This is a genomic window from Streptomyces sp. NPDC002057, from assembly GCF_040296665.1.
Lineage (GTDB): Bacteria > Actinomycetota > Actinomycetes > Streptomycetales > Streptomycetaceae > Streptomyces.
Genome location: NZ_JBEOXR010000002.1, coordinates 284588 through 304870, shown reverse-complemented (window position 1 = coordinate 304870; position 20283 = coordinate 284588). Strand labels below are relative to the sequence as shown.

Below are 20283 nucleotides of genomic sequence, written 5' to 3'. Positions count from 1 at the left end.
CTGCTCCACCCCGGCAGACAACGGCGTCTAGCCCCCACAAGGAGTCCACCCGTGGCCATCTCGGTCTTCGACCTGTTCTCGATCGGCATCGGCCCGTCGAGCTCCCACACGGTGGGGCCGATGCGCGCGGCCCGGATGTTCGCCCGCCGCCTGAAGAACGAGGGCCTGCTCGCCCACACCGCGAAGGTCCGGGCGGAGCTGTACGGCTCGCTCGGCGCGACCGGACACGGCCACGGCACCCCGAAGGCGGTCCTCCTCGGCCTGGAGGGCAGCTCGCCGCGCACGGTGAACGTGGAGACGGCGGACGACGAGGTCGAGCGGATCAGGTCGACCGGCCGGATCAACCTGCTCGGCGCGCACGAGATCCCCTTCGACTTCGACGCCGACCTGATCCTGCACCGGCGCAAGGCGCTGCCGTACCACGCCAACGGCATGACGATCTTCGCGTACGACGCGGAGGGCGCGCTGATACTGGAGAAGACGTACTACTCGGTCGGCGGCGGCTTCGTCGTCGACGAGGACGCCGTGGCGGGCGAGAACCCGATCGTGCCGGACGACACCGTCCTGAAGTACCCCTTCCGCACGGGCGACGAGCTGCTGCGCCTCGCGAAGGAGACGGGCCTGTCGATCTCCTCGCTGATGCTGGAGAACGAGAAGGCCTGGCGGACCGAGGACGAGATCCGCGAGGGCCTGCTGGAGATCTGGCGGGTCATGCAGTCCTGCGTCTCGCGCGGCATGTCCCGCGAGGGCATCCTGCCCGGCGGTCTGAAGGTGCGCCGGCGCGCCGCGAACTCCGCGCGCAAGCTGCGCTCCGAGGGCAACCCGGCGGCCCACTCCATGGAGTGGATCACCCTCTACGCGATGGCCGTGAACGAGGAGAACGCGGCGGGCGGGCGGGTGGTCACCGCCCCGACGAACGGCGCGGCCGGCATCATCCCGGCCGTCCTGCACTACTACATGAACTTCGTGCCCGGCGCGGACGACGACGGCATCGTGCGCTTCATGCTGGCGGCGGGCGCGGTCGGCATGCTCTTCAAGGAGAACGCCTCCATCTCCGGCGCGGAGGTCGGCTGCCAGGGCGAGGTCGGCTCGGCCTGCTCGATGGCGGCGGGCGCGCTCGCCGAGGTCCTGGGCGGCACCCCGGAGCAGGTGGAGAACGCCGCCGAGATCGGCATGGAGCACAACCTGGGCCTCACCTGCGACCCGGTCGGCGGCCTCGTGCAGATCCCGTGCATCGAGCGCAACGGCATGGCGGCGGTGAAGGCCGTCACGGCGGCGAAGATGTCGATGCGCGGCGACGGCAGCCACCTGGTCTCCCTCGACAAGGTCATCAAGACCATGAAGGAGACGGGCGCCGACATGAGCGTGAAGTACAAGGAGACCGCCCGCGGCGGTCTCGCGGTGAACATCATCGAGTGCTGAGGTCCGGAACGGTCGCCCCGACGGTGCCGGTCCGTTGACGGGCCCCGGGCCGGGCGGCCGCCGCCGCCCGGCCCGGGGTCCGGGTCGGGGCCTCACCCGGAGCGCTCACACGTTCGGGCGGGTCGGGTCGAAGGGCTCGCGGACGTGCCGGCTGCGCGGCCGGGACGAACGTACCGTCGCGAACAGCACCGCACAATAGGTCTAGGCCAATCCTCGGCCCGTCTGCCGTCACGCCGGGGCCGGCACCACGCTCCTGCCCGTCTCGTGCGCGTACAGCATCGCCCGGTCCCGCAGCGCCGCGTGGACCGCCATCCGGGCGTCCCGGCGCCGCTGCGCCGGACCGTCGGGCAGGTGCAGGATGCCCGCGTTGCCCCGCGAACCGCGCTGGATCTCCGCCGTACGGGGAATCCGCAGCGACTGGTACCGGTCGAGCCGGGCCGCGGTCGTCGCCGCCGCCGGATCGGCCAGACAGGCCGCCAGGTCCATCGCGTCCTCCACCGCCTGGTTCGCGCCCTGCGCCATGAACGGCAGCATCGGGTGGGCCGCGTCGCCGAGCAGCGTCAGCCGCCGCGAGGACCACACGTCCAGCGGCGGACGGTCGTGCAGCGCCCACTGGAGGGTCGTCTCCACGGCCCCCACCACGTCCGCGACCAGACCGGTCCAGCCGCCGAACACCCGGCGCAGCGCCTCCGGATCGCCCGGGGCCGACCAGGACTCGCCCGGCGACTCCGCCATCGGCACCGTCGCCGCGAAGCTCAGGTACTCCCCCGCCGCGACCGGGTAGCACACGAAGTGCCCGCCCGGGCCGAGCCAGAGGCGCACCAGAGGCGCGCGGGCAGCGTCCGGGAGCCGGTCCACGGGCACCAGGCCCCGGTAGATGCCGAGGCCCGAGAACTCGGGCTCGTCGCGCCGGAAGGCCTCGCGGACCGTGGAGTGGATGCCGTCGGCGCCCACGACCAGTTCCGCCCCGCGGACGGTCCCGTCCTCGAAGGTGAGCCGTACCCCGTCGCCGTTCTCCCCCGGCTCCGTCTCCCGGGCCTCGCTCAGGCGCTCGCCGAGCTTGAGGCCGCCGTCGTCGACGAGCGAGAGGAGCGCGTCGTGGAGGTGCGCCCGGTGCACCGCGTAGTACGGGGCGCCGAACATCCGCTCGCACTCCGCGCCGAGCGGCGTCCGGGCGATCGGCCGCCCGCTCCACCCCCGTACCTCCATGGCCTCGATGGCCACCGCCCGCTCGCGCAGGGCCGGGCCGAGGCCGAGCCGCAGCAGCGGCCGCACCGCGTTGGGCGAGAGCTGGACCCCCGCTCCCACCTCCGCGAGCCGCCGCGTCTGTTCGTACACCGTGTACGGAATGCCCATGGAGGAGAGCGCACCGGCCAGCGTCAGTCCGCCGATGCCGGCACCGACCACCGAGACGTGCGGCCGCTCCTCCGCTCCCCACTCGTCCAGATCCCCGAACCGCACCTTTGAGACCGCCTTCCGCGTCGCTGCTGTGTCGGCACCGTCGGCGTCACCGGCCGCGGTCTCCCGCAGCCCGGCCGTCCGCCGCACCCCGAGCATGGGCGGCCCACCCGCCCCCGGCAACGCGGGTCACGCCCCGCGCTGACAACTGTCGCGGCTTCCATGACGTCCGTCACCGCCGCCCCCGCGCGCCCGCTCCGGGTCACGTCCCCGCGCCTAACGTCGAGGCGGCGCCCCGGAGTCCGTCTGCGGGCGACGACCCCACGACGTCCCACCACCACGCCGGGAGGCACACAGTGACACGAGCCGAGGGACCGCGGTGACCGCCGCGGTGGCCGTCGAAGGCCTGCAGAAGCGGTACGGCGACCACGAGGCCGTGCGCGGCGTCGACTTCACCGTCGCCGAGGGCGAGATCTTCGCCCTGCTCGGGCCGAACGGCGCGGGCAAGACCACCACCCTGGAGATCCTGGAGGGATTCCGCGACCGCGACGGCGGACGCGTCGAGGTCCTCGGGCGCGACCCGGGCGTCAAGGCCGACGGCCACTGGCTGCGCGGCCAGGTCGGCCTGGTGCTCCAGGACATCGCCGTGGAGCCCTACCTGTCGGTACGGGAGACCGTGGCCCGGAACGCCGGCTACTACCCGGACCCGCGGAACGTCGACGAACTCCTCGACCTCGTCGGCCTGGACGAGAAGAAGGGCGCCAAGGTCAAGGACCTGTCCGGCGGCCAGAAGCGCCGGCTCGACCTGGCGCTCGGCGTCGTCGGCCGGCCGAAGCTGCTCTTCCTGGACGAGCCCACCACGGGCTTCGACCCGAACGCCCGCCGCGGCGCCTGGGACGTCGTGCGCAATCTGCGCGACGACGGCACCACCATCGTCCTCACCACCCACTACATGGACGAGGCCCAGGCGCTGGCCGACTCCGTCGTGGTCATCGCCGAGGGCAGGATCGTCGCCTCGGGCACGCCGGACACGCTCGGCGGACGCGACAGCGCCCAGACCCGGATCCGCTTCGCGCTGCCGGCCGGCGCCGCGCTCGCCGACGTACCCCTGCCGGTGAGCGATGCGGAGGACGGCCTGGTGACGGCCGGGACGACCGAGCCGACCGCCGCGCTGCACCGGCTCACCGGCTGGGCGCTCGACCGGGGCACGCCGCTGGACCGGCTGACCGTCGAGCAGCCGACCCTCGAGGACGTCTACCTGAGCCTGACCAGCGAGTACGTACAGCAGGAAGCCTCCTCGCCGTCGTCCGCGCGGGAGCGCAAGGCGCCCGCAGGACGAGGACGCCGACCCGGACGGAGCCGCTCATGACCACCCTGATCCCCCCGACCACCGAGACCGCCCCGGCGGCCTCGGCGCGGCGCGCGGACTCACCGCCCGCGCGCAACGCGCTGGCCCTGCTCGGCCATCAGATCCGGTACGAGCAGCTGTCGTTCTGGCGCAACCCCCAGTCGATGGTCTTCACCTTCGTGCTGCCGATCGTCATCATCGGCATCTTCGGCGCCGTCTTCAGCGGCAGCGAGGGCCAGGACTTCTTCTTCGGCCTGACCGGCATGCAGTACTACACGCCGGTGATCGCCGCCGTGTCCGTACTCGGCGCCTGCTACGGCCAGTTGGCGATCGTGCTCGCGATGCGCCGGCAGACCGGGGTGCTGAAGCGGCTGCACGCCACCCCGCTGCCCGCCTGGGTCTACTTCGCGGGCCTGCTCGTGCACTGCGTCGTCGTCAGCATCGTGGACGTCGCCCTGGTCTTCGGCATCGGCGCGCTCTACGGCGTCGACCTGCCCACCCACTGGGGCGCGGTGCTGCTGACCCTGGTGCTCGGCGCGGCCAGCTTCTGCGCCCTCGGCGTCGGTGTGGCCTCGCTGATCAAGAACTCCGAGGCGGCCCCGGCGGTCGTGCAGTTCATCCAGTTCCCGCTGGTCTTCATCTCGGGCAGCTACTTCCCGATCCACGCCGAGCTGCTCAACACCATCGCGGGCCTGCTGCCCGTGAAGCCGTTCAACGACGCGATGCTGGCGCTCTTCACGCAGGACGCCGGCTTCCAGTGGCGGGACCTCGCGGTCCTCGCCGCCTGGGGTGTCGTCGGCGCCCTGATCGCCGTCCGCAGCTTCCGCTGGGACCCGCGCCCCGAGTAGGACGCGCCGGTACGACCCGCACGACGAGCACCACGAAAAGGCCCGGCCGGGGAACCGGCCGGGCCTTTCGTGACCCCGTGGGGGGGCGGGGTCAGGGGACGGGCACCGCGGAGGGATCGGTGCCGTGCGGTACGGGGGTGTGCGCGGCGGCGTCCGCCGGCAGGGGGAAGGCGTGGGCCAGGACCGCGTACGTGCGCAGCTCCTCCAGGAGGCTCAGGCCGAGCCGGTTGTGGAGCATGTGCGCGTGCGAGAAGAGGACCATGCCCGGGTGGACCGGGGACTGCTCCCTGATCCGGTCCGCGTGGGCGGCGATCCGGGCGTGCCAGCCGGCGAATGGGCCGTGGGCGCCCGGGTCGAGGGTCACCGCCCCCTCGACCCGGGTGATCGTGTCGAGGAGCCCGGCCGGGTGGCCGGCCTCGGCGGCCCAGGCGCGCCAGGCGCCGAGGCCGTGGGCGTAGTAGAACGCGCGCTCCGCCGGGTCCCCCAGGGCGGCGGCGACCGCGACGGTGCCGCGCAGGGCGAGCACGGCCCGCTGCCGCTCGCTGCCCACCTTGGGCAGGGCGGCGAGGACGAGGGTGCTGGACAGCTCGAAGAGGGACTCGGCGGCGGGCAGGAGCGCCGGGCCGCCGTAGCGGTCGGACTCCGGCTCGTAGACGGCCGGGTGGACGCCGGGGGGCAGGAGCGCCTTCACGGAGGTGTTCTCGCCGGTCTCGCCCGCGGCGGCGAGCCGCTCGGCCCCGCTGCGGTAGGCGGCGGGGTCGAGCGGCTCCTCGCCCGGGGCGGGCGCGCCGGCGACGGCGAGGCGGGCGGTGAGGGCGGCCTCGACGCGGGCCCGCGCGTCGGCGTCGAGGTCGCCCACGCGCAGCCGCAGATGGGGGCCGGACTGCCAGTAGCGGATGAAGAACCACGGCGTGCCGGGGGCGAGTTCGCGGACGGTGGGGCCGATGACATCGGTGACGACCCGGTCGTGTGCCGACCGGGCCGTGGTGCCGAGGTGGAGGTGCCAGGCGGTCCAGTCGGGCCGCTGCGGGGCGGACGACGTGGGGGCCGGAGCTGGAGCCGGGGGCGGGGTCGACGTCGGGGTCGGGGTCGGGGTCACGGGGACGCTCCTTCAGAGTCTGAGGTCGAGCAGCGCGCCGCCGGTGTCCTGCGGCACTCCCACGACCACGGACAGGACGATCATCTCGTCGGGGTCCAGGCCGAGGACGCGCTGGGTGGGGATCTCCTTGAAGGCCCGCACGGGGCGGGCGAAGAGGCCGGAGGCGGCGGCGGACAGGCAGAGCCCGTGCGCGGCCCACCCGGCGGCGTGCTGCACGGCGCCCCAGCCGGCGGCCCCGAGGCGCTCGAAGAGCTCCCTGGTCCGCACCGACAGGAACACGGTGAGCGGCGCGTCGCGGATGCCGCAGCCGTTGACGGGCGAGACGCCGTAGCCGTACCGCTCCTCCAGGCGCTCGGGCGCGGTCGCGTCGGCGCGCAGCAGGTGCGCGACGCCGTCCCGCAGCAGGTGGACCCCGTCGGCCCGTCCCTCGACGCCCCGCACCACGGCGGTGACCTTCACCGCCTCGAAGGCGGCGGCCAGTTCGGGTCCCGGCGGGGGGACGGAGAGCCAGCGGGCCGCGCTGTCGAGCGCCTCGGCGGGCACGCTCCGGCGACGGCCGCTCATGCCGTGCAGGGCGCGCGGCATGCGTCCGGAGTGGCGCCGCCACAGGAGCTCGGCCCAGTCCGGCACGGTCGCCGAGGGGCCGAGGCCCGCCGGGACGGCCGTGGTGAGCGGGGCGGGCGCGCCGCCGTACGTCTGCTCCCGGTTGACGCGGATCAGCGCGGCGAGGGCGGGGTCGGTACGGCCGAGGTGGGCCGGCGGTCCGGGGACGGGTTCCGCCTCCCGGGCCCGCGCTCCCCCGCCGTCCAGCTCGACGACGAACGGCAGGGACCAGGCCCAGGCGTCGTCGAGGCCGAGGGCGGGCAGCAGGGCGTGGGCGTCCGCGCCGGGCAGCCGCAGCCGGGCGGGCACCTCGAAGAGTTCGAGTCCGAGGCTCAACGCCCTCAGCACGAAGCCGAGTTCGATGGCGACGAGCGAGCCGCGGAACCACTGGTAGGCGGGCGGGACGGTGGTGTACCGGCCGGTGAGGACGACGTTCCGGGCGGGCTCCCCGGGTGCGCCGGTGAGGGCGTGCCGGTCCGGTTCCAGGAGGCGCCACGGCATGCCCGTACCCCCGTCCACGAAGGCGTGGACGGGGAAGAGGCAACGGGGCGAGGCGTACGGCCGGTGGTCGTTGTAGGGGTTCTCCGGCTCCCGGCGCTGCGGCCCGAAGGCGGTGACGAGGGCGCGGCCGAGCCGGACCCCGACCGGTTCGGCCGCGCCGCCCCGGCCGCCCGCTCCCGCCGCGCCGCCCTCGGCCGTCCCCGACGGCGGCAGCGCCGGGTACGGCAGGGCCGCGAGCCGGTCGTGGGTGCCGAGAGGCAGGGCGTGGCGCGGGCCGCCCCCGCGCGGTGGCGGGGGCGGGACGTGGGTGTCGGGCGGCGGTTGCGGCACCCAGGTCCACGGGGGCGCCTCGGGTGCGTCGTCCCCCGCCCCGTACGCGTACCAGAGGGGCTCGCGGGCGATGCTGTTGTCGCCCTCGGGGCCCGGCAGGTCCACGGGGCCGCGCCGGGGCGGTGCCCCGGCGGCGCGCGGGGCCGGCGGGGCCGTCACGGGAACGGGTGGGGGTCGAGGGGGATCGCCCGGTGCTCCTGCCCGGTGCCGCGCAGCGCGGCGGTGAGCCGGGGCAGCCCGGCGAGCCGCTGCTGGGCGTGGCCGAAGCACATCGGGACGATGCCGGGGACGACCGCGCGGGCCACGTGGATGCCCGCGTCGGCGTGTTCGCGGCTGGTCTGGTCGACGAGGACGATCCGGTCGAGCCCGGCCTCCGCGAAGAGTCCGCGGACGAGGTCGAGGGCGCCGCGCACGTCGCCGCCGGAGCCGCGGTCCATCCGGCCGGGCCAGTCGGGGAAGGCCTCGTCGAGGGTGACCCGGGGGCCGCCGAGGGCGGCGGTGGCGCGGGCGGCGGTCTCGGGGAGCGAGGAGAAGCGGACGTGGTCCTCCAGCTCCTGGACCAGCCACGGGTCCTCGACCATCGGCTCGACGTCCTCGCGGGTCCAGTCGACCGGGTTGGTGACGAGCTGGGCGACCTCGCGCAGGGCGCCGCGGATCGCGGAGCGCGGGTCGGCGCCGGAGCCGGCCGAGGAGAAGGTGGCGGGGAAGGGGTTCAGCCGGTTCACCGCGAGCACCCACACCACCGGCAGGCCGATGTCCTGGGTGGCGACGAGGAGGTGGACGTCGAAGCCGCGCGACTCCATCAGCTCGATCATGGCGCGGCTGGTGGGGTCGGTGAGGGAGGAGTGGGTGATGGCCGGAAGGGGCGCGGCCCGGTGCCAGGAGAGCAGGAACGCGTCCCGCTCCGCCAGCTCGAACAGCGAGTGCAGGGCGGCCTCTTCGAGGTTGGCGCCGACGGCGCAGCCGCTGGACGACTCGTAGAAGTAGTGCTTGCGGCCGGGCGTTCCGGCGGCGCGGGCGGCCCTGCGGTCCCTGCGGTGGTGGTACTCGTACTGGTAGAAGGCGTGGTCGGCGGGGACGAGCAGCGGGCGCCCGTCGTCGAGGTCGTGTCCCCACACCCAGTCCATCGGGGTGTCCGCGTCGAACGGCGTCGCCCTGCTGGTCGGGTGGGCGAGCTGCTCGGCCGTGTACCGCCCGAGACCGGCCGGGTCGACGGCGTGGCCGGCGACCTCCGCGTACGGGCGGTCGGTGAGGACCGGGATGTCGTACGGGAAGCCCGCGAGCCGCTCGTACGCCTCCAGGATCGCCACCGGTCCGGTCTCGGCGAAGGTACGGGCCCGGCCGTGGCCCATCGCCGGGGCGTCCGGCACCACGGCCATGCTCATCGCGAACGGGGCGCGGGACTCGCGCAGGAGGGCGCGGACGGGACCGAAGCGGTCGTCGACCAGACGGTCCTGGAGCACGCCCCGCACGACGAGCCGGCTCGCCGCCGTGCGGGTGGCGTCGTCCGGGAACGCGGGCCGGTCGCTCAGGGCGAGCGGCGCCGGGGTCCGCGTACCGTCGAGCCGCTCGTACGCCGGTCCGCAGAGCGGGCAGTGGAAGCTGCGCGCGACGCGGTGGCGGCGCAGACCGCGCGGCGAGACCGAGAAGAGCTCGCCGGGCCCGAGCGGCCGCTCCACCAGGTGCTCCAGGGTCGCCCGGAGCAGTTCGGGGAGGAGCGGCGCGCCCGGCCCGGGGGCGGTGGTGGCGTACCGGAGGTCACCGGCCAGCGGGTGGTCGGGGACGGTGCGGTCGCGGACCTCGGCGCAGCCGGCGCAGCCCGCGTCGGTGCCGGGCCGCCAGAGCGGGCCGACGAGGACCTCGTCGCCCAGGAGCCGGACGGAGAGGTGGGCCCGGCCGGCAACGACGGCCTCGTCGAGGCGGTCCCGCTCCCAGTCGAGGTGCCAGCCGCGGTCGACCGCGGCCGTCCCCCCGGGAAGGAGGCCGACGAGGCCGTCGAGCGCCGCGCGCCAGGCCTCGTCGGCGGGGTGGGCGTCGAGCCCGGGGCCGAACGTCAGGGCGGCGGGCGGAGTGAGGGTGTCAGTGGGCATCGTGGGCCTCCACGGGGCCGTACCAGAGGGGAAGCTCGCCGAGCACCGGGTCGTGGCGGAGCGCCTGGCCCCGGTACGTGGTGCCGGAGCGGGCGGCCAGCCGGGCGCGGAGGGCGTCCAGGGCGGGGCGGTCGGCGAGGAGCAGGGCGTCGGTGGAGAGCGGGTCGACGGTGCCGGCCCCGTCGGCCGTCTGGGTCCGGGCCAGCGCGGTGCACAGGGCGTTCCGGGCGGCCTCCGCCGCGTCGGCGCCCCAGGCGCGGCCGAGGGCGGCGCCGTCGGCGGTCACCTCGGCGAGCCGCCAGTCGAGCCCGGGCACGGAGTGGAGCCGTATCGCGGGTTCCTGCGGCAGGAGGGCGCGGAGTCCGGCGAGGATCCGCAGGCCCTCCGCGTCGAGGTCCTCGCACGCCACGCCGCCCGCGGCCACGGCGGGAGCGCCCGCCGGGAGGGCCGCGGGCGGCACGTGCGGGGTGGCGGTCTTCGCCGGCCGGGGCTGGATCTCCTCGGCGAGCAGGCGCAACGCGCCGTCGAGGAGCCAGTGTTCCCGCGTGAGCCCGGCCGCCGGGGTGGGAGCCCCGGGGATCTGGGCGCGCGGACCCGCCGCCGGGGTGGGAGCCCCGGGGATGAGGGCCCGCAGGGCCGCCAGGGTGACCGCCGCGGTGGCGGTCTCCTGATGGGCGGCCCAGGCGAGGACCGTGGTCGTGGGGCGGCCGGCGGCACGGAGCTCGGCGGCGCGCAGGGCGAGCGGCATCTGGGGGAGGTCGGCGCCCTCGGTGAGGGCGAGCGGTCCGGTCCAGCGCGCGGCGAGCGGGGCCGCCGTCTCGCGTGCCTCGTCCGGTGCGGGCCGGGGGTCGGCGGGCGCGGCGCCGAGGGTGGGGCGGTCCTCGGGGAGGGAGCCCGGTCGGCCGGTCGCGGCCGCCTGGTGGGCTCCCTCGACGGTCACCCGGTCGGAGACCAGGTCCGTCCCGTGCACGACATGCGCCTCGCCCCTGTCCGCCGTACCCGTGAGGGTGTCGACGAGGAGCTGCGCCCCGAGGGCGCCGGCGAGCGCGTCCGCCGTGGGGCGGGGCGCGGGCGCGGTGGACTCGGCGGCGGCCCAGGCGCGGGCCCGGTCGTGGAACGCGGCCCGGACGGCCCGGTGTCCGGGGCCGGTGAGGGCGGGTCCGACGAGCGTGACGCCGGTGGAGCCGAGGAGGACGGGGACGACGAGGGGCGCGTCGGTCGTCGTGGCGGACGGCCCGTCGTCCTCGCGGATGTCGAGCACCGCGTCCGGGCTGCCGGCGGGGCCGTCGTCGGGTGTGAGGACCGTGCCGATCCCGGCCCGGCGCAGACCGCGCACGGCCGGGCCGGTCGCGGTCGCCGGGCCGGTGACCAGGACCGTCGCGGCGCGGAGCCGGGCGAAGGCCCCGTAGGGGTCGTCGAGGAGTCCTTCGAGGCGGGCGAGCGACTCGGCGTGCCGTGCCCGGACGTCGGCGGGCGGCTCGGGCGCGGTGTGCGCGGCCGGGTCGAGGAGCAGTCCGTTCTCGCGGAGTCTGTCGACGAGGAGGCGGACGGCGGGGCGGGCGCGTTCGGTGCCGATCTCGGCGACGAGCGCGTCCTCGTCGGTGCCGTCCTCCAGGAGCGGGACGCAGCCCTGGGCGACGGCGTGCAGGACCTCGGAGCCGCGCAGCACGAACCGGGCGCGGGCGCCGCTGAAGTAGACGCCGCCGGGGACGGGTGCGAAGTGCAGGTCGGGACGTGCCTTGAGCGTGGTCATCGCGCCTCCCCCTCGGGCGTCGGGTGGTAGGTGAAGCGGCCGCCGGCGGTCCGGCCGACCTCGACGACCCACTCGGTGGCGTGGGTGCCGTCGACGACGCCGGGCAGCGCCTCCTCCAGGTAGCTGCCGCCGGTGTCGGCGCCGCGCCGTTCCAGCATCCGGGGCAGGACGCGGGCGCCGAGCGCGCTGCTCAGGTCCACGTACTGGGGCTTCTGCTGGAGGCGCTTGGACTGGATGTCGGGGGCGCCGACGGAGAGCGGGCCCTCGTCCTCGGGGACGGTCTTGACGACGACCTCCTCGGGGACGCCGTACCTGGCGCGCCAGGCGTTGAGGGCGAGGAGCCGCTCGTGCTCCTCGGGCCCGGCGGCCAGGGCCGTGCCCAGCTCCTCTCCCCCGTACCAGCGGCGCCGTCCGATGAGGACCTCGCCGACGGCCATGCGGGGCGCGGTGCGGGTGGTGGCCCTGTCCCAGGGGGTGGCGGCGTGCCAGCTGTTGGGGAGGGCGTTGAAGAGGCGGCCGCTGATGGCGAGGCCGGAGGCGACGGAGAGCGGCGGCGGGAAGAGGCCGGGGTGGCCGGTGCCGAGCGGCAGGACCCGCAGCGGGGCGCCTTCGGCGTCCTCGACGCGCAGGGAGTCGGTCTCGGGGTCGTGGGCGAGGCGCAGTCCGAACCAGTCGTCGGGGGTGAGACCCCCGGGCAGGATCGGCGTGTGCGCGTTGACGTTGAGGCGGTGCAGGCCGAGGTCCTCGGTGACGCGGGCGCCGTCGTACCCGTACACCCGGCGTACGTGCTCGGCGAGGCGGGGCAGCGCGCGGCCGCCGAGGCGCCGGTCGGCCTCCAGGAAGCGGGCGTAGAGCATGCCGTGGCCCGGCAGGCCGTCGTTGAGGACGAGGTGGCCGTCGCCGCGCTGGAGCAGGATGCCGTAGATCAGCGGGTCGCGGCGGAACCGTTCCGGCAGGTCGCCGGTGAGGCCCTCGACCTGCTCCGGGCTGATGCGGAGGGTGTCGTCGCCCCGTGCCACGGTCTCGCCGATGCGGGCGTGGAGGGTCTCGGTGACCTCGCGGCGCAGTTCGTAGATGCGCTCCAGGGAGCCGTCGGCGGGGCCGATGCCCTTGAGCGCGGTCGGGTCGCCGGGACCGTCGGGGCCGTACACGGCGGCCATGGCGGCGGCGCGGCGGGAGACCTCCCCGACGACGAAGGGGGCGTGGGCGGCGAGGGGGACGTTCGCGCCGGGGCCGAACCGCTCGACGAACGCGGCGGTCATGAGGACCCGCACGTCGTGCAGCCAGTCGAAGACGGTGAGGAGTTCGACGGCCGGGCCGAGGTCCTTCAGGGACTCCTTCCAGGGCTCCGTGGCCACCGTGAGCGGCGGCATCACGTAGTCCTCCTCGACCGTGACGTGGGCGGGGCGGCCCGCGGCGTGGCTGAGTTCACCGAGGGCGCCGCGCAACTCGGCGAGGGCGGCGCCGCGTTCGGCGGCGGGTGCGGCGGTGAAGGCGGGGAGTCCGGCCCTGACGCGGTCGGTGAGCCGCTTCGTCACCGGGCGGGGGTCGTCGGGGGTGAGCAGGACGTCGTAGTCGGTGGAGCCGTCCTCGGCCTCGTGGAAGGTGCAGAGCAGGCCCTGGGCGACGGCGCCGCGGACCTTCTGGCCGGCCTCCTCGGCGGCGATGCCGGAGCGCTCGGCGACGTGGGCGACGACGGACGGGAAGGGGCGGGGGCCCATGGAGACGGCGTCGAGGAGGTCGCCCGCCGGGCCGTCGAGGGAGACGGCGGCGCGGCGCATCCCCTCGGGGGCGGGCTTCAGGAAGAACAGCTTCCCGGCCGCCGGGTCGGGCGCGGAGGTCGGCGGAAGGCCGATCCACATCTCCTCGATCGCCCGGTCGGCGGGGTCGGGCAGTCCGCCGAGGACGTAGTTGAGCATCACGCGGTCGAGGCCGGGGAAGGCGGTCGCGCCGGGGAAGCCGGCCTCGTCGGGGCCGGGTGCGGCCGGGTCGGGCTCGGCGATGCCGACGGCCGTGAACCGGGCGAGCGGGCTCGTACGGACCATGGCGCGGGTCACGTACTGGATGAGTCCGCGCTCGGACTTGCGGGACTTGGACGGGACCCTGCCGGGGGCCCGGACGGCCGCGCGGTAGCGCTCGGCCTCCTGGTGGACCTCGGGTGCGAGGAGTGCGAGGGAGCGCAGCAGGTCCGGGTCGCCGAGGAGTTCGGCGAGGACGCCGCGCTCGCGTTCGGCCGCGTCGGGGTAGCCGGCGACGAGCTCCTCGCGGATCCGGTCGCGCTCCCGGCGGGCTTCGAGCCAGGCGTCGGTCACGGGGGTCGCGGGCCGCGGCGCCTTCTTCGGGGCCTTGCCGCTGTTCACGGCGCGGCGCAGGGCGATCAGTTCGCGCCGTTCGGCGTCCTCGGTCGCGGCGCCGATCCGCTCGTACAGCTCGTCGGACGCGGCGGCGGAGGCCTCGGCGAGGGTCTGCTCGGCGGCGGTGAGGAGGACGAGGTGCCGGCGCAGCCCGGCGTCGGCGAGCCGGGTCCTGCGCAGCGGGTTGACCCGCAGGAACCAGAGGGGCTCGGGGGTCTCGGGGGTCCCGGTCGCGAGGGTCCCGGTGGCCGGCGCCTGCGTCGGTACGGTCACGGGCCCGGGCGTCGAGGCGGTCACGGGCTCGGGCGTCGGTGCGGGCGGCGTCGCCCCGCGGGCCGGGCCGGGCGGGCGCCGCGGCTCCGTCGGGATGCCGATCACGGGGGCGGTCATCGGAGGGCTCCCTCGGGGGTGGCGCCCGGAGCGGGGCTCGGGGCGGGGGCGGCGGAACTCGTCTTCCCGGCAGGGGCGTTCGCGGCGACGCGCTCGCGCCAGGAGACGCCGAGGACCTCGTCGACCGTCTCGGCGACGGCGAAGCAGGTGTAGTAGCGCTGCATCGGGGAGACGGTGAGCAGCGGCAGCTGCTCGTAGAAGAGGTTGGTGAGGAGACGGAAGGAGGCGAACCACGGGGACGGGGCCGAGGTCACCCCGGCCTCGCCGACGGTCCGGTGGAAGTCGCTGTCGGGCTGGTCGCCCTGGGGCACGACCGCGGTGGCCCCGGGCGGGCCCATCGCGGAGCGGTCGAGCCCGGCGGTGGCGCCGTCGAGCAGGTCGAGGGTGAGGGTCCCGGCGGCGACCGCGCTCTCCAGGGCCCCGGCGCCGTAGGCGAGTCCGGTGCGCCAGGCGGCGGCGGTCGCGGAGACCTCGCCGCTCAGCCGCTGCTCGACGACCCGGCGGAGCGCGGGCGCGTCCCGGTCGAGGCGCTGCCGGAAGACGGGGCGCACGTCCTTGGTGGGCGCGGCCCAGGCGAGGAAGGCCTCCACGTGGGAGCGGGGCGAGAAGACGCCGTAGCCGAGACCGAGGGTGTGGGTGTCGGCGAGCGCGACGAAGGCCTCGGCGAGGCGCACGGTGCCGGAGCCGGGTTCGCCGGCGAGACCGTCGACCGTCCGGAGCAGCGCGGGCGTCAGCGCCCCGTGCACGACGGTGCGGAAGCGGTCGAGGCGCGGGTCGCGGGCGGCGGCGCCTGCCGGGCCGCCGGACGCGATCCGCTCGACGGCGCCGTGGTCGCGCAGCGGCAGGTACGGCGGCTGCACGGCCTCCAGGCGGCCGAACTCGCGGGCCTGGTCGAGGTAGGTCTCCTCGGTGAGGGCCCGGGGCGGGTCGAGGGGGCCGGCGTCCAGGGCCCGCAGGACCGCCTCCCAGTCGGGGCCGCCGCCCGGGACGCCGGTGGCGTCGCGGGCGAGGATGTCGACGTGCGGCCCGTGGAGCCATCCGCGGCGCAGCTGGACGGCGGGAGCGCCCGCCTCGTTCAGCGCGCGGGCGACCGGTACGACGTACCGGGCGAGCCAGGCCGGTGTGACCGGCATCCGTGTGTGCAGCCGCACTCCCGTCAGGCCGTCGGAATCCGGCTTCACGGCAGTGCGCTCCAGCGCATCAACCCCCATGCTTTCGCACCTTCCGAGAATTCGAGAACAACGTCCTGGGATTTGCTTTCACTTCCGGCCTTCATCATGTTCCGGCGGAATTGCGGCGCGAAAGGGAAAAGAGGTCCGCGCTGACATGTGTCACGCTTTACGTGACGCTCGGGCCACGGCTCCGTTCGAGCACGGCCGAGTCGGACTGGCTGAAAATAGACAACGCGGTCGGATCATCGCGGACCGCCGTTGTAGGGTCCGCGCCATGACTACGGAAACCACCGACGCCGAGTGCCTGGCGCTCACGCGTAATCTGCGCCGTCGCGGCGCGATCGTCCTCGCCGTCTTCGCCCTCGTCTGGGCCTTCGCGGGCGGTTCGGGGATAGCGGCGGTGCCCGTGTCCGTCGCGGTCGGGGTCGTCGCGGCCGCCGTGACGGCCGGCGCGGTGGTGCTGGCGTTCCGGGGCACGGCGGGTCCGGTGACCCGTCCCGTACGGCTGCCGGAGAAGTGGAACCGGGGGGTCGGCCTGGTCAACATGGCCGAACTGGTGGCGATCTTCGCGGTGATCGCCGCGTCGAACGCCTCGGGCCACCCGGAGTTCATCCCGGTCGGGATCTGCCTGGTCGTCGGGCTGCACTTCTTCCCGCTCGCCCGCCTCTTCGACCAGGGGCAGTACAAGTGGACCGCCATCCTCCTGACGGCGGTCGCGCTGGTGGGGCTCGCCGTCCTGGCGGCCGGCACCACGGCGGAGACGATCCGTACGGTGGTGGGCCTGGGCGCGGCGATCGTGCTGTGGGCCTCGTCCTTCCACGTCGCCCTGCGGGGCTGACGCCCCGGGCCGAAGCCCTCTCCCCCGCACGCGAGGATGCGCCACCCGGCCTGGGCCGGGCGGTCGCATCCTTCGTGCGTGCGTTCAGCCCCGGTTACCCGGTCAGCAGGCCGAGCAGGTGGAGGAGGACGACGACGAGGTGCCGATCGAGCCGCTGGAGGCACCCATCTCCGGGAGGGCCACGCCCTGGGCGACCTCGAGGGTCTCCAGCTCCGCGACGTCGAAGTTGTCGAAGGCCGCGTCGTCGCCGTTCTTGATGTCGTCGATGCTCATGGTGTGTTTCCTTTCAGCGTTTCGGGTGGGGGACGTTCAGCAGGCGGAGCAGGTGGAGGAGCTGGAGGACGAGGTGCCGATCGAGCCGCTGGAGGCACCCATCTCCGGGAGGGCCACGCCCTGGGCGACCTCGAGGGTCTCCAGCTCGTCGACGTCGAAGTTCTCGAACGCCTTGCCCGCGTCGTCGCCCTGCTTGATGTCGTCGATGCTCATTCTGAATTCCTTTCCGAATTCTTCTCGGCAACCGTTCGGCTGCAACACCAATAATGCTGACCGGCCCTCTCCCGCACCAGCCTTTCCGAGCGCCGCCTGACGTTTATCACGCCCGGAATAACCGGCGTCACGCCGGCAGGCTCATGGATGACCAGGCAGGGACCACTCGGGGCTGTTGAGCATGCGCCAGCCCTCCCCCGGCTCACCTGCGACGGAGTCGTCCGGGCGCCGGCTGCCGAGCAGGAAGTCGCCCACGGAGGACTCCTGGAGGTAGTCCAGGCCCAGGACCCTCGCCGACATGTCGGCGTCGCCGTTGCCGAGGGCGCACGGGGCCAGGCCCAGGGCCGTCGCGACCAGGTACATCGTCTGGTAGAGCACGCCCGTGTGCCGGAGGGTGGTCGCGTAGGCGATGGCCCGGTACTTCCACGCCATGCGCTGGAAGCGGGCGGTGACGGTGATCAGGACGTCGGGGCGCGCCTCCATCCCGGTGGCGCGGGAGGCGACGTGGAAGAGGGACTCGCGGTCGGCCTCCTCCTCGTTGCGCAGGACCAGCCGGTGGCCGACGGGGTCGTAGTAGTAGATGCCGGGGGCCAGGCCCTCGCAGCGCCGTACGGTGACGTACAGCTCCAGCTCGTACCCCTGGCCGCCGCTCGGGTACGGCCGGGAGACGACCTCGTCGCGCTCGCTGCCGGGCTCCGGCGTGTAGTGCGCGCGGACACGGGCGACGCGGTAGAGCAGCTCGCCGAGCTGGCGCGCGGTCATCTCCTGGTCGCCGTAGCCCCGGATGGAGCGCCGGGTCTCGATCGCCGTGGTGAGGGAGGGGTCGTGCGCCGCGATCTCCTCCCGGGTCGGCCGGTACAGCGGGACGGAGGGCCCCTCGGGGACGGGGCGCACCGCCGGCCGGGGCTCCACGACGCCCCGGTGGGGGTAGACGGCGCCGAACACGTCGTCGTACCGGCCGGAGCGGACGCGCGAGTGGAAGAGGAGGTCGTGGAAGTCCCACTGGCGCAGGACGGGTTCGCCGTCCGAGGCGAAGACGCCGTTCTCGTCGGCGAGTTCGGCGAATCCCGCACCGACGAGATGCCCGAGGACGTCGGCGGTGCCGGCCGCGTCGAGCCCGGCGTCCGCGCCGAGGCGGCCGGGGTCGCCGGGCTCGCCGAGCGCCGCGGCCAGGCTCCGGGCGGCGGGGTCGGTGAGCACGGCCCGGAACTTCACGAGCGGCGACTCCAGGACGAGGGCGCCCTCGCGGGTACGGCAGAAGGCGAAGCGGGAGAGGCGGACGGTCGCGCCCGCGGGGACGGCGACGGGGCGGTGGGCGGCGTCGCGGGCCACCGGTTCGAGCCGGAGGAGCTCCCGGCCCCCGTCCCTGGCGAGGACGGCGTGGGCCACCAGGTGCCGGGCGCGGTCGAGGACCCGCTCGAACTGGACGCGCTCGGCGGGACGGAGGCCCGCGTACAACTCCTCGGCGGGCAGGGGCCCTTCGGCGAGCCGCTCCAGGGCGGTCCGGACACCGCCCCGGACGGGCCGGACGGCGAGTGAGGTCGCGGGCCCGGCGAGGGTGACGGCATCGCCGCCGTCGTCCCCGCCGGGCCCTCCCTCCGCGCCTCCCCCCGAGAAGAGGAGGCGGACGCCACCGGTGAACGCCGGTACGGCGAGGGCGGGTTCGAGGACGGGCGACACGGGGGCCGGCGCGCCGGACGGCGGCGGGGGCGCGGCTTCGGGTTCCCGCCGAGCGGGTCGCCTCCTGTCTGGAGCTGTCTGGGCGCTCTGCGTGGTCTGCGCGGTCTGCGTGGTCTGCACGGTGCCTCCGGGTGCGCGAGGATGACGGTCCGGCGCCGGGGCCGTGCGGCCCGGGGGCCGGCGGACGGGAAGGCGCCGTACGCAGGGCAGACGCCGGGCCCCACTCTCGCGCCCGGTACCCGGCCCCGATCCACGGCCGCCGAAATCGGTGACATTTCCCGGGAAGCGCGTGACGGGCGGCATTCCGCGCCGTGACTCCCGTCATCCCGGAGCGCCCGATTCCCTTCCCCACCGGGGTGAATGACCGAGGTCATCGATCGCGTGACACATGCAAGTACCGGCGCGAACCCGCTCGGAGTTCCGCCCGGTCGCGCTCATGCTCGGAGAGCGAATTCACCACCGTTCCCGGAAAACCGTCACGTTAGGAATCCGCTGTGTTCTCTCGCCGCCATGCGATACGACTCGGACTCACCGCCGGTGCCGTCGGCGCTGTCGGCGCGGCCGGCGGGGTGTTCCAGAGCCTCACCTCCGGGACCCCGGCGGTGGCCGCCGAGCCGACCCCCGGCCCGCCCGCGGTCACCCCGTTCACCGTGCCGCTGCCGCGGCCGCGGGTCCTCGCGCCGTACCGCAGGACCCGGTCGGCCGACTACTACGAGGTCGTCATGCGCCGGGCGAGGGTCCAGATCCTGCCCGGCCCGAGGACCGAGGTCCTGACGTACAACGGCACCTTCCCCGGCCCCACCATCCGGGCCCGCAGCGGCCGCACGACGGTCGTGAAGCAGGTCAACAGGCTCTCCGCGCCGACCTCGGTCCACCTCCACGGCGGGAACAACCCGCAGGACCAGGACGGCGGGATGATGGACCTGATCCAGCCGGGGCGGTCGAAGACGTACGTGTACGCCAACCGCCAGGTGGGCGCCACGCTGTGGACCCACGACCACGCCCACCACATGGAGTCCGAGCACGTCTACCGGGGCCTCTCCGGGCTCTACCTCCTCGGCGACGAGGCCGAGGACGGGCTCGGACTCCCCTCCGGGCCGTACGAGGTGCCGCTGATCCTGCGGGACGCGCACTTCGACGCGGCGGGGCAGATGCTCTACACGATGGACGACGCCCTCAACCGCACGACGATGCTGGTCAACGGGGCCCCCTGGCCGTACCTGAAGGTCAAGGCCCGCAAGTACCGCTTCCGCATGGTCAACTCCTGCAACCTGCGCATCTTCGTCCTCGCGCTCTCCGACGGCAGCCCGATCATCCACGTCGGCTCGGACGGCGGCCTGCTGCCGGCGCCCGCGCCCTCGCCGGTGATCGTCCTCTCCCCCGGCGAGCGCGCCGACTTCGTCGTCGACTTCTCGCGGTACGCCCCGGGCACCCAGGTCACCCTGGCGAACATGCTGGGCCCCGGGCCGACCGAGCTCGTCGGGCAGATCATGCGCTTCGACGTCGAGGAGAAGGTCGCCGACACCAGCCGGGTGCCGGACGTCCTGACCACCCTGCCGCCGCTGCCCGCACCGACCGTCGAGCGGAGCTTCGAGCTGCGGATGGACGAGCCGGGCACGGGCCACCTCGCGTACATCAACGAGAAGACCTTCGACCACGACCGGATCGACACCGAGATCGCCTGGGGCACCACCGAGGTGTGGACGGTCAAGAACACCAGCACCACCGTCCCGCACAACTTCCACACCCATCTGGTGCAGTTCCGGATTCTCGAACGGGACGGAATGCCGGTCTATCCGGCGGAGGCCGGACTCAAGGACACCGTCCTGCTCTTCCCGGGGCAGACCGCGAAACTCCAGCTGACCTTCGACACGCACCGCGGGGTCTTTCCCTACCACTGCCACATGATCGACCACAGCGCCATGGGAATGATGGCGCAGATGCGCGTCTCCTGAGGAATTCCCTCGCCCC

15 protein-coding genes are annotated in these 20283 nt (G+C 74.9%); 5 read left to right on the top strand and 10 right to left on the bottom strand.

The window, feature by feature from the left end; all coding sequences use genetic code 11:
• The first annotated feature begins 51 nt into the window (after positions 1-51).
• Complete coding sequence (locus tag ABT129_RS03160) at positions 52-1422, top strand: L-serine ammonia-lyase (RefSeq protein WP_351895850.1); 1371 nt, start codon at positions 52-54, stop codon at positions 1420-1422.
• A 228-nt stretch (positions 1423-1650) separates the two neighbouring features.
• On the opposite strand, the gene ABT129_RS03155 is transcribed toward ABT129_RS03160, so the two are convergent.
• Positions 1651-2979 (bottom strand): FAD-dependent monooxygenase, encoded by a 1329-nt coding sequence (locus tag ABT129_RS03155; protein ID WP_502981634.1) that lies wholly within the window; start codon positions 2977-2979, stop codon positions 1651-1653.
• Positions 2980-3199: 220 nt separating this feature from the next.
• On the opposite strand from ABT129_RS03155, the gene ABT129_RS03150 reads away from it, so the two are divergent.
• Both ABT129_RS03150 and ABT129_RS03145 read left to right on the top strand, forming a co-directional pair.
• The gene (locus ABT129_RS03150; protein WP_351895846.1) at positions 3200-4189 is read left to right on the top strand and encodes an ABC transporter ATP-binding protein; all 990 of its coding nucleotides are present in this window, start codon (positions 3200-3202) and stop codon (positions 4187-4189) included.
• A complete protein-coding gene (locus tag ABT129_RS03145; protein ID WP_351895845.1) occupies positions 4186-5016 on the top strand; it encodes an ABC transporter permease in 831 nt (276 codons plus the stop codon). Before ABT129_RS03150 ends, ABT129_RS03145 begins: the two co-directional genes overlap by 4 nt.
• A gap of 91 nt (positions 5017-5107) precedes the next feature.
• Here ABT129_RS03145 and ABT129_RS03140 read toward each other — a convergent pair whose 3' ends face one another.
• The 6 genes from ABT129_RS03140 to ABT129_RS03115 are packed head-to-tail and all read right to left on the bottom strand — an operon-like array spanning position 5108 to position 15347.
• A complete protein-coding gene (locus tag ABT129_RS03140; protein ID WP_351895842.1) occupies positions 5108-6115 on the bottom strand; it encodes a thiopeptide-type bacteriocin biosynthesis protein in 1008 nt (335 codons plus the stop codon).
• A 12-nt stretch (positions 6116-6127) separates the two neighbouring features.
• Positions 6128-7708 (bottom strand): nitroreductase family protein, encoded by a 1581-nt coding sequence (locus tag ABT129_RS03135; RefSeq protein ID WP_351895840.1) that lies wholly within the window; start codon positions 7706-7708, stop codon positions 6128-6130.
• Positions 7705-9639 carry a TOMM precursor leader peptide-binding protein gene (locus ABT129_RS03130; protein WP_351895839.1) on the bottom strand — a complete coding sequence of 645 codons (1935 nt, stop codon included), beginning with the start codon at positions 9637-9639 and terminating at the stop codon, positions 7705-7707. The genes ABT129_RS03135 and ABT129_RS03130 overlap by 4 nt, the downstream gene beginning before the upstream one ends.
• The gene (locus tag ABT129_RS03125) at positions 9629-11392 is read right to left on the bottom strand and encodes an amino acid adenylation domain-containing protein (RefSeq protein ID WP_351895837.1); all 1764 of its coding nucleotides are present in this window, start codon (positions 11390-11392) and stop codon (positions 9629-9631) included. The genes ABT129_RS03130 and ABT129_RS03125 overlap by 11 nt, the downstream gene beginning before the upstream one ends.
• Complete coding sequence (locus ABT129_RS03120; protein WP_351895835.1) at positions 11389-14136, bottom strand: lantibiotic dehydratase; 2748 nt, start codon at positions 14134-14136, stop codon at positions 11389-11391. The genes ABT129_RS03125 and ABT129_RS03120 overlap by 4 nt, the downstream gene beginning before the upstream one ends.
• Positions 14133-15347: a hypothetical protein gene (locus tag ABT129_RS03115; protein WP_351895832.1), complete on the bottom strand. Its 1215-nt coding sequence runs from the start codon at positions 15345-15347 to the stop codon at positions 14133-14135. The genes ABT129_RS03120 and ABT129_RS03115 overlap by 4 nt, the downstream gene beginning before the upstream one ends.
• A 235-nt stretch (positions 15348-15582) precedes the next feature.
• On the opposite strand from ABT129_RS03115, the gene ABT129_RS03110 reads away from it, so the two are divergent.
• Positions 15583-16146: a DUF7010 family protein gene (locus tag ABT129_RS03110; RefSeq protein WP_351895830.1), complete on the top strand. Its 564-nt coding sequence runs from the start codon at positions 15583-15585 to the stop codon at positions 16144-16146.
• A 102-nt stretch (positions 16147-16248) separates the two neighbouring features.
• On the opposite strand, the gene ABT129_RS03105 is transcribed toward ABT129_RS03110, so the two are convergent.
• The 3 genes from ABT129_RS03105 to ABT129_RS03095 all read right to left on the bottom strand — a co-directional run bounded on the left by ABT129_RS03105 (position 16249) and on the right by ABT129_RS03095 (position 18432).
• Complete coding sequence (locus tag ABT129_RS03105; protein WP_015036315.1) at positions 16249-16419, bottom strand: thiazolylpeptide-type bacteriocin; 171 nt, start codon at positions 16417-16419, stop codon at positions 16249-16251.
• 36 nt (positions 16420-16455) lie between these two features.
• Positions 16456-16632: a thiazolylpeptide-type bacteriocin gene (locus ABT129_RS03100; RefSeq protein WP_351895827.1), complete on the bottom strand. Its 177-nt coding sequence runs from the start codon at positions 16630-16632 to the stop codon at positions 16456-16458.
• Between the two features lie 141 nt (positions 16633-16773).
• Positions 16774-18432: a SagB/ThcOx family dehydrogenase gene (locus tag ABT129_RS03095; RefSeq protein WP_351895825.1), complete on the bottom strand. Its 1659-nt coding sequence runs from the start codon at positions 18430-18432 to the stop codon at positions 16774-16776.
• 374 nt (positions 18433-18806) lie between these two features.
• Between ABT129_RS03095 and ABT129_RS03090 the strand changes: the two genes are divergently transcribed.
• Complete coding sequence (locus ABT129_RS03090) at positions 18807-20267, top strand: multicopper oxidase family protein (RefSeq protein WP_351895823.1); 1461 nt, start codon at positions 18807-18809, stop codon at positions 20265-20267.
• The last annotated feature ends 16 nt before the right edge of the window (positions 20268-20283 follow it).

Coding starts and splice junctions, on each gene's coding strand:
- ABT129_RS03155 (WP_502981634.1), bottom strand. CDS start 2,979: ATGCTCGGGGTGCGGCGGACGGCCGGGCTGCGGGAGACCGCGGCCGGT.
- ABT129_RS03145 (WP_351895845.1), top strand. CDS start 4,186: ATGACCACCCTGATCCCCCCGACCACCGAGACCGCCCCGGCGGCCTCG.
- ABT129_RS03130 (WP_351895839.1), bottom strand. CDS start 9,639: ATGCCCACTGACACCCTCACTCCGCCCGCCGCCCTGACGTTCGGCCCC.
- ABT129_RS03125 (WP_351895837.1), bottom strand. CDS start 11,392: ATGACCACGCTCAAGGCACGTCCCGACCTGCACTTCGCACCCGTCCCC.
- ABT129_RS03120 (WP_351895835.1), bottom strand. CDS start 14,136: ATGACCGCCCCCGTGATCGGCATCCCGACGGAGCCGCGGCGCCCGCCC.
- ABT129_RS03115 (WP_351895832.1), bottom strand. CDS start 15,347: ATGGGGGTTGATGCGCTGGAGCGCACTGCCGTGAAGCCGGATTCCGAC.
- ABT129_RS03110 (WP_351895830.1), top strand. CDS start 15,583: ATGACTACGGAAACCACCGACGCCGAGTGCCTGGCGCTCACGCGTAAT.
- ABT129_RS03105 (WP_015036315.1), bottom strand. CDS start 16,419: ATGAGCATCGACGACATCAAGAACGGCGACGACGCGGCCTTCGACAAC.
- ABT129_RS03100 (WP_351895827.1), bottom strand. CDS start 16,632: ATGAGCATCGACGACATCAAGCAGGGCGACGACGCGGGCAAGGCGTTC.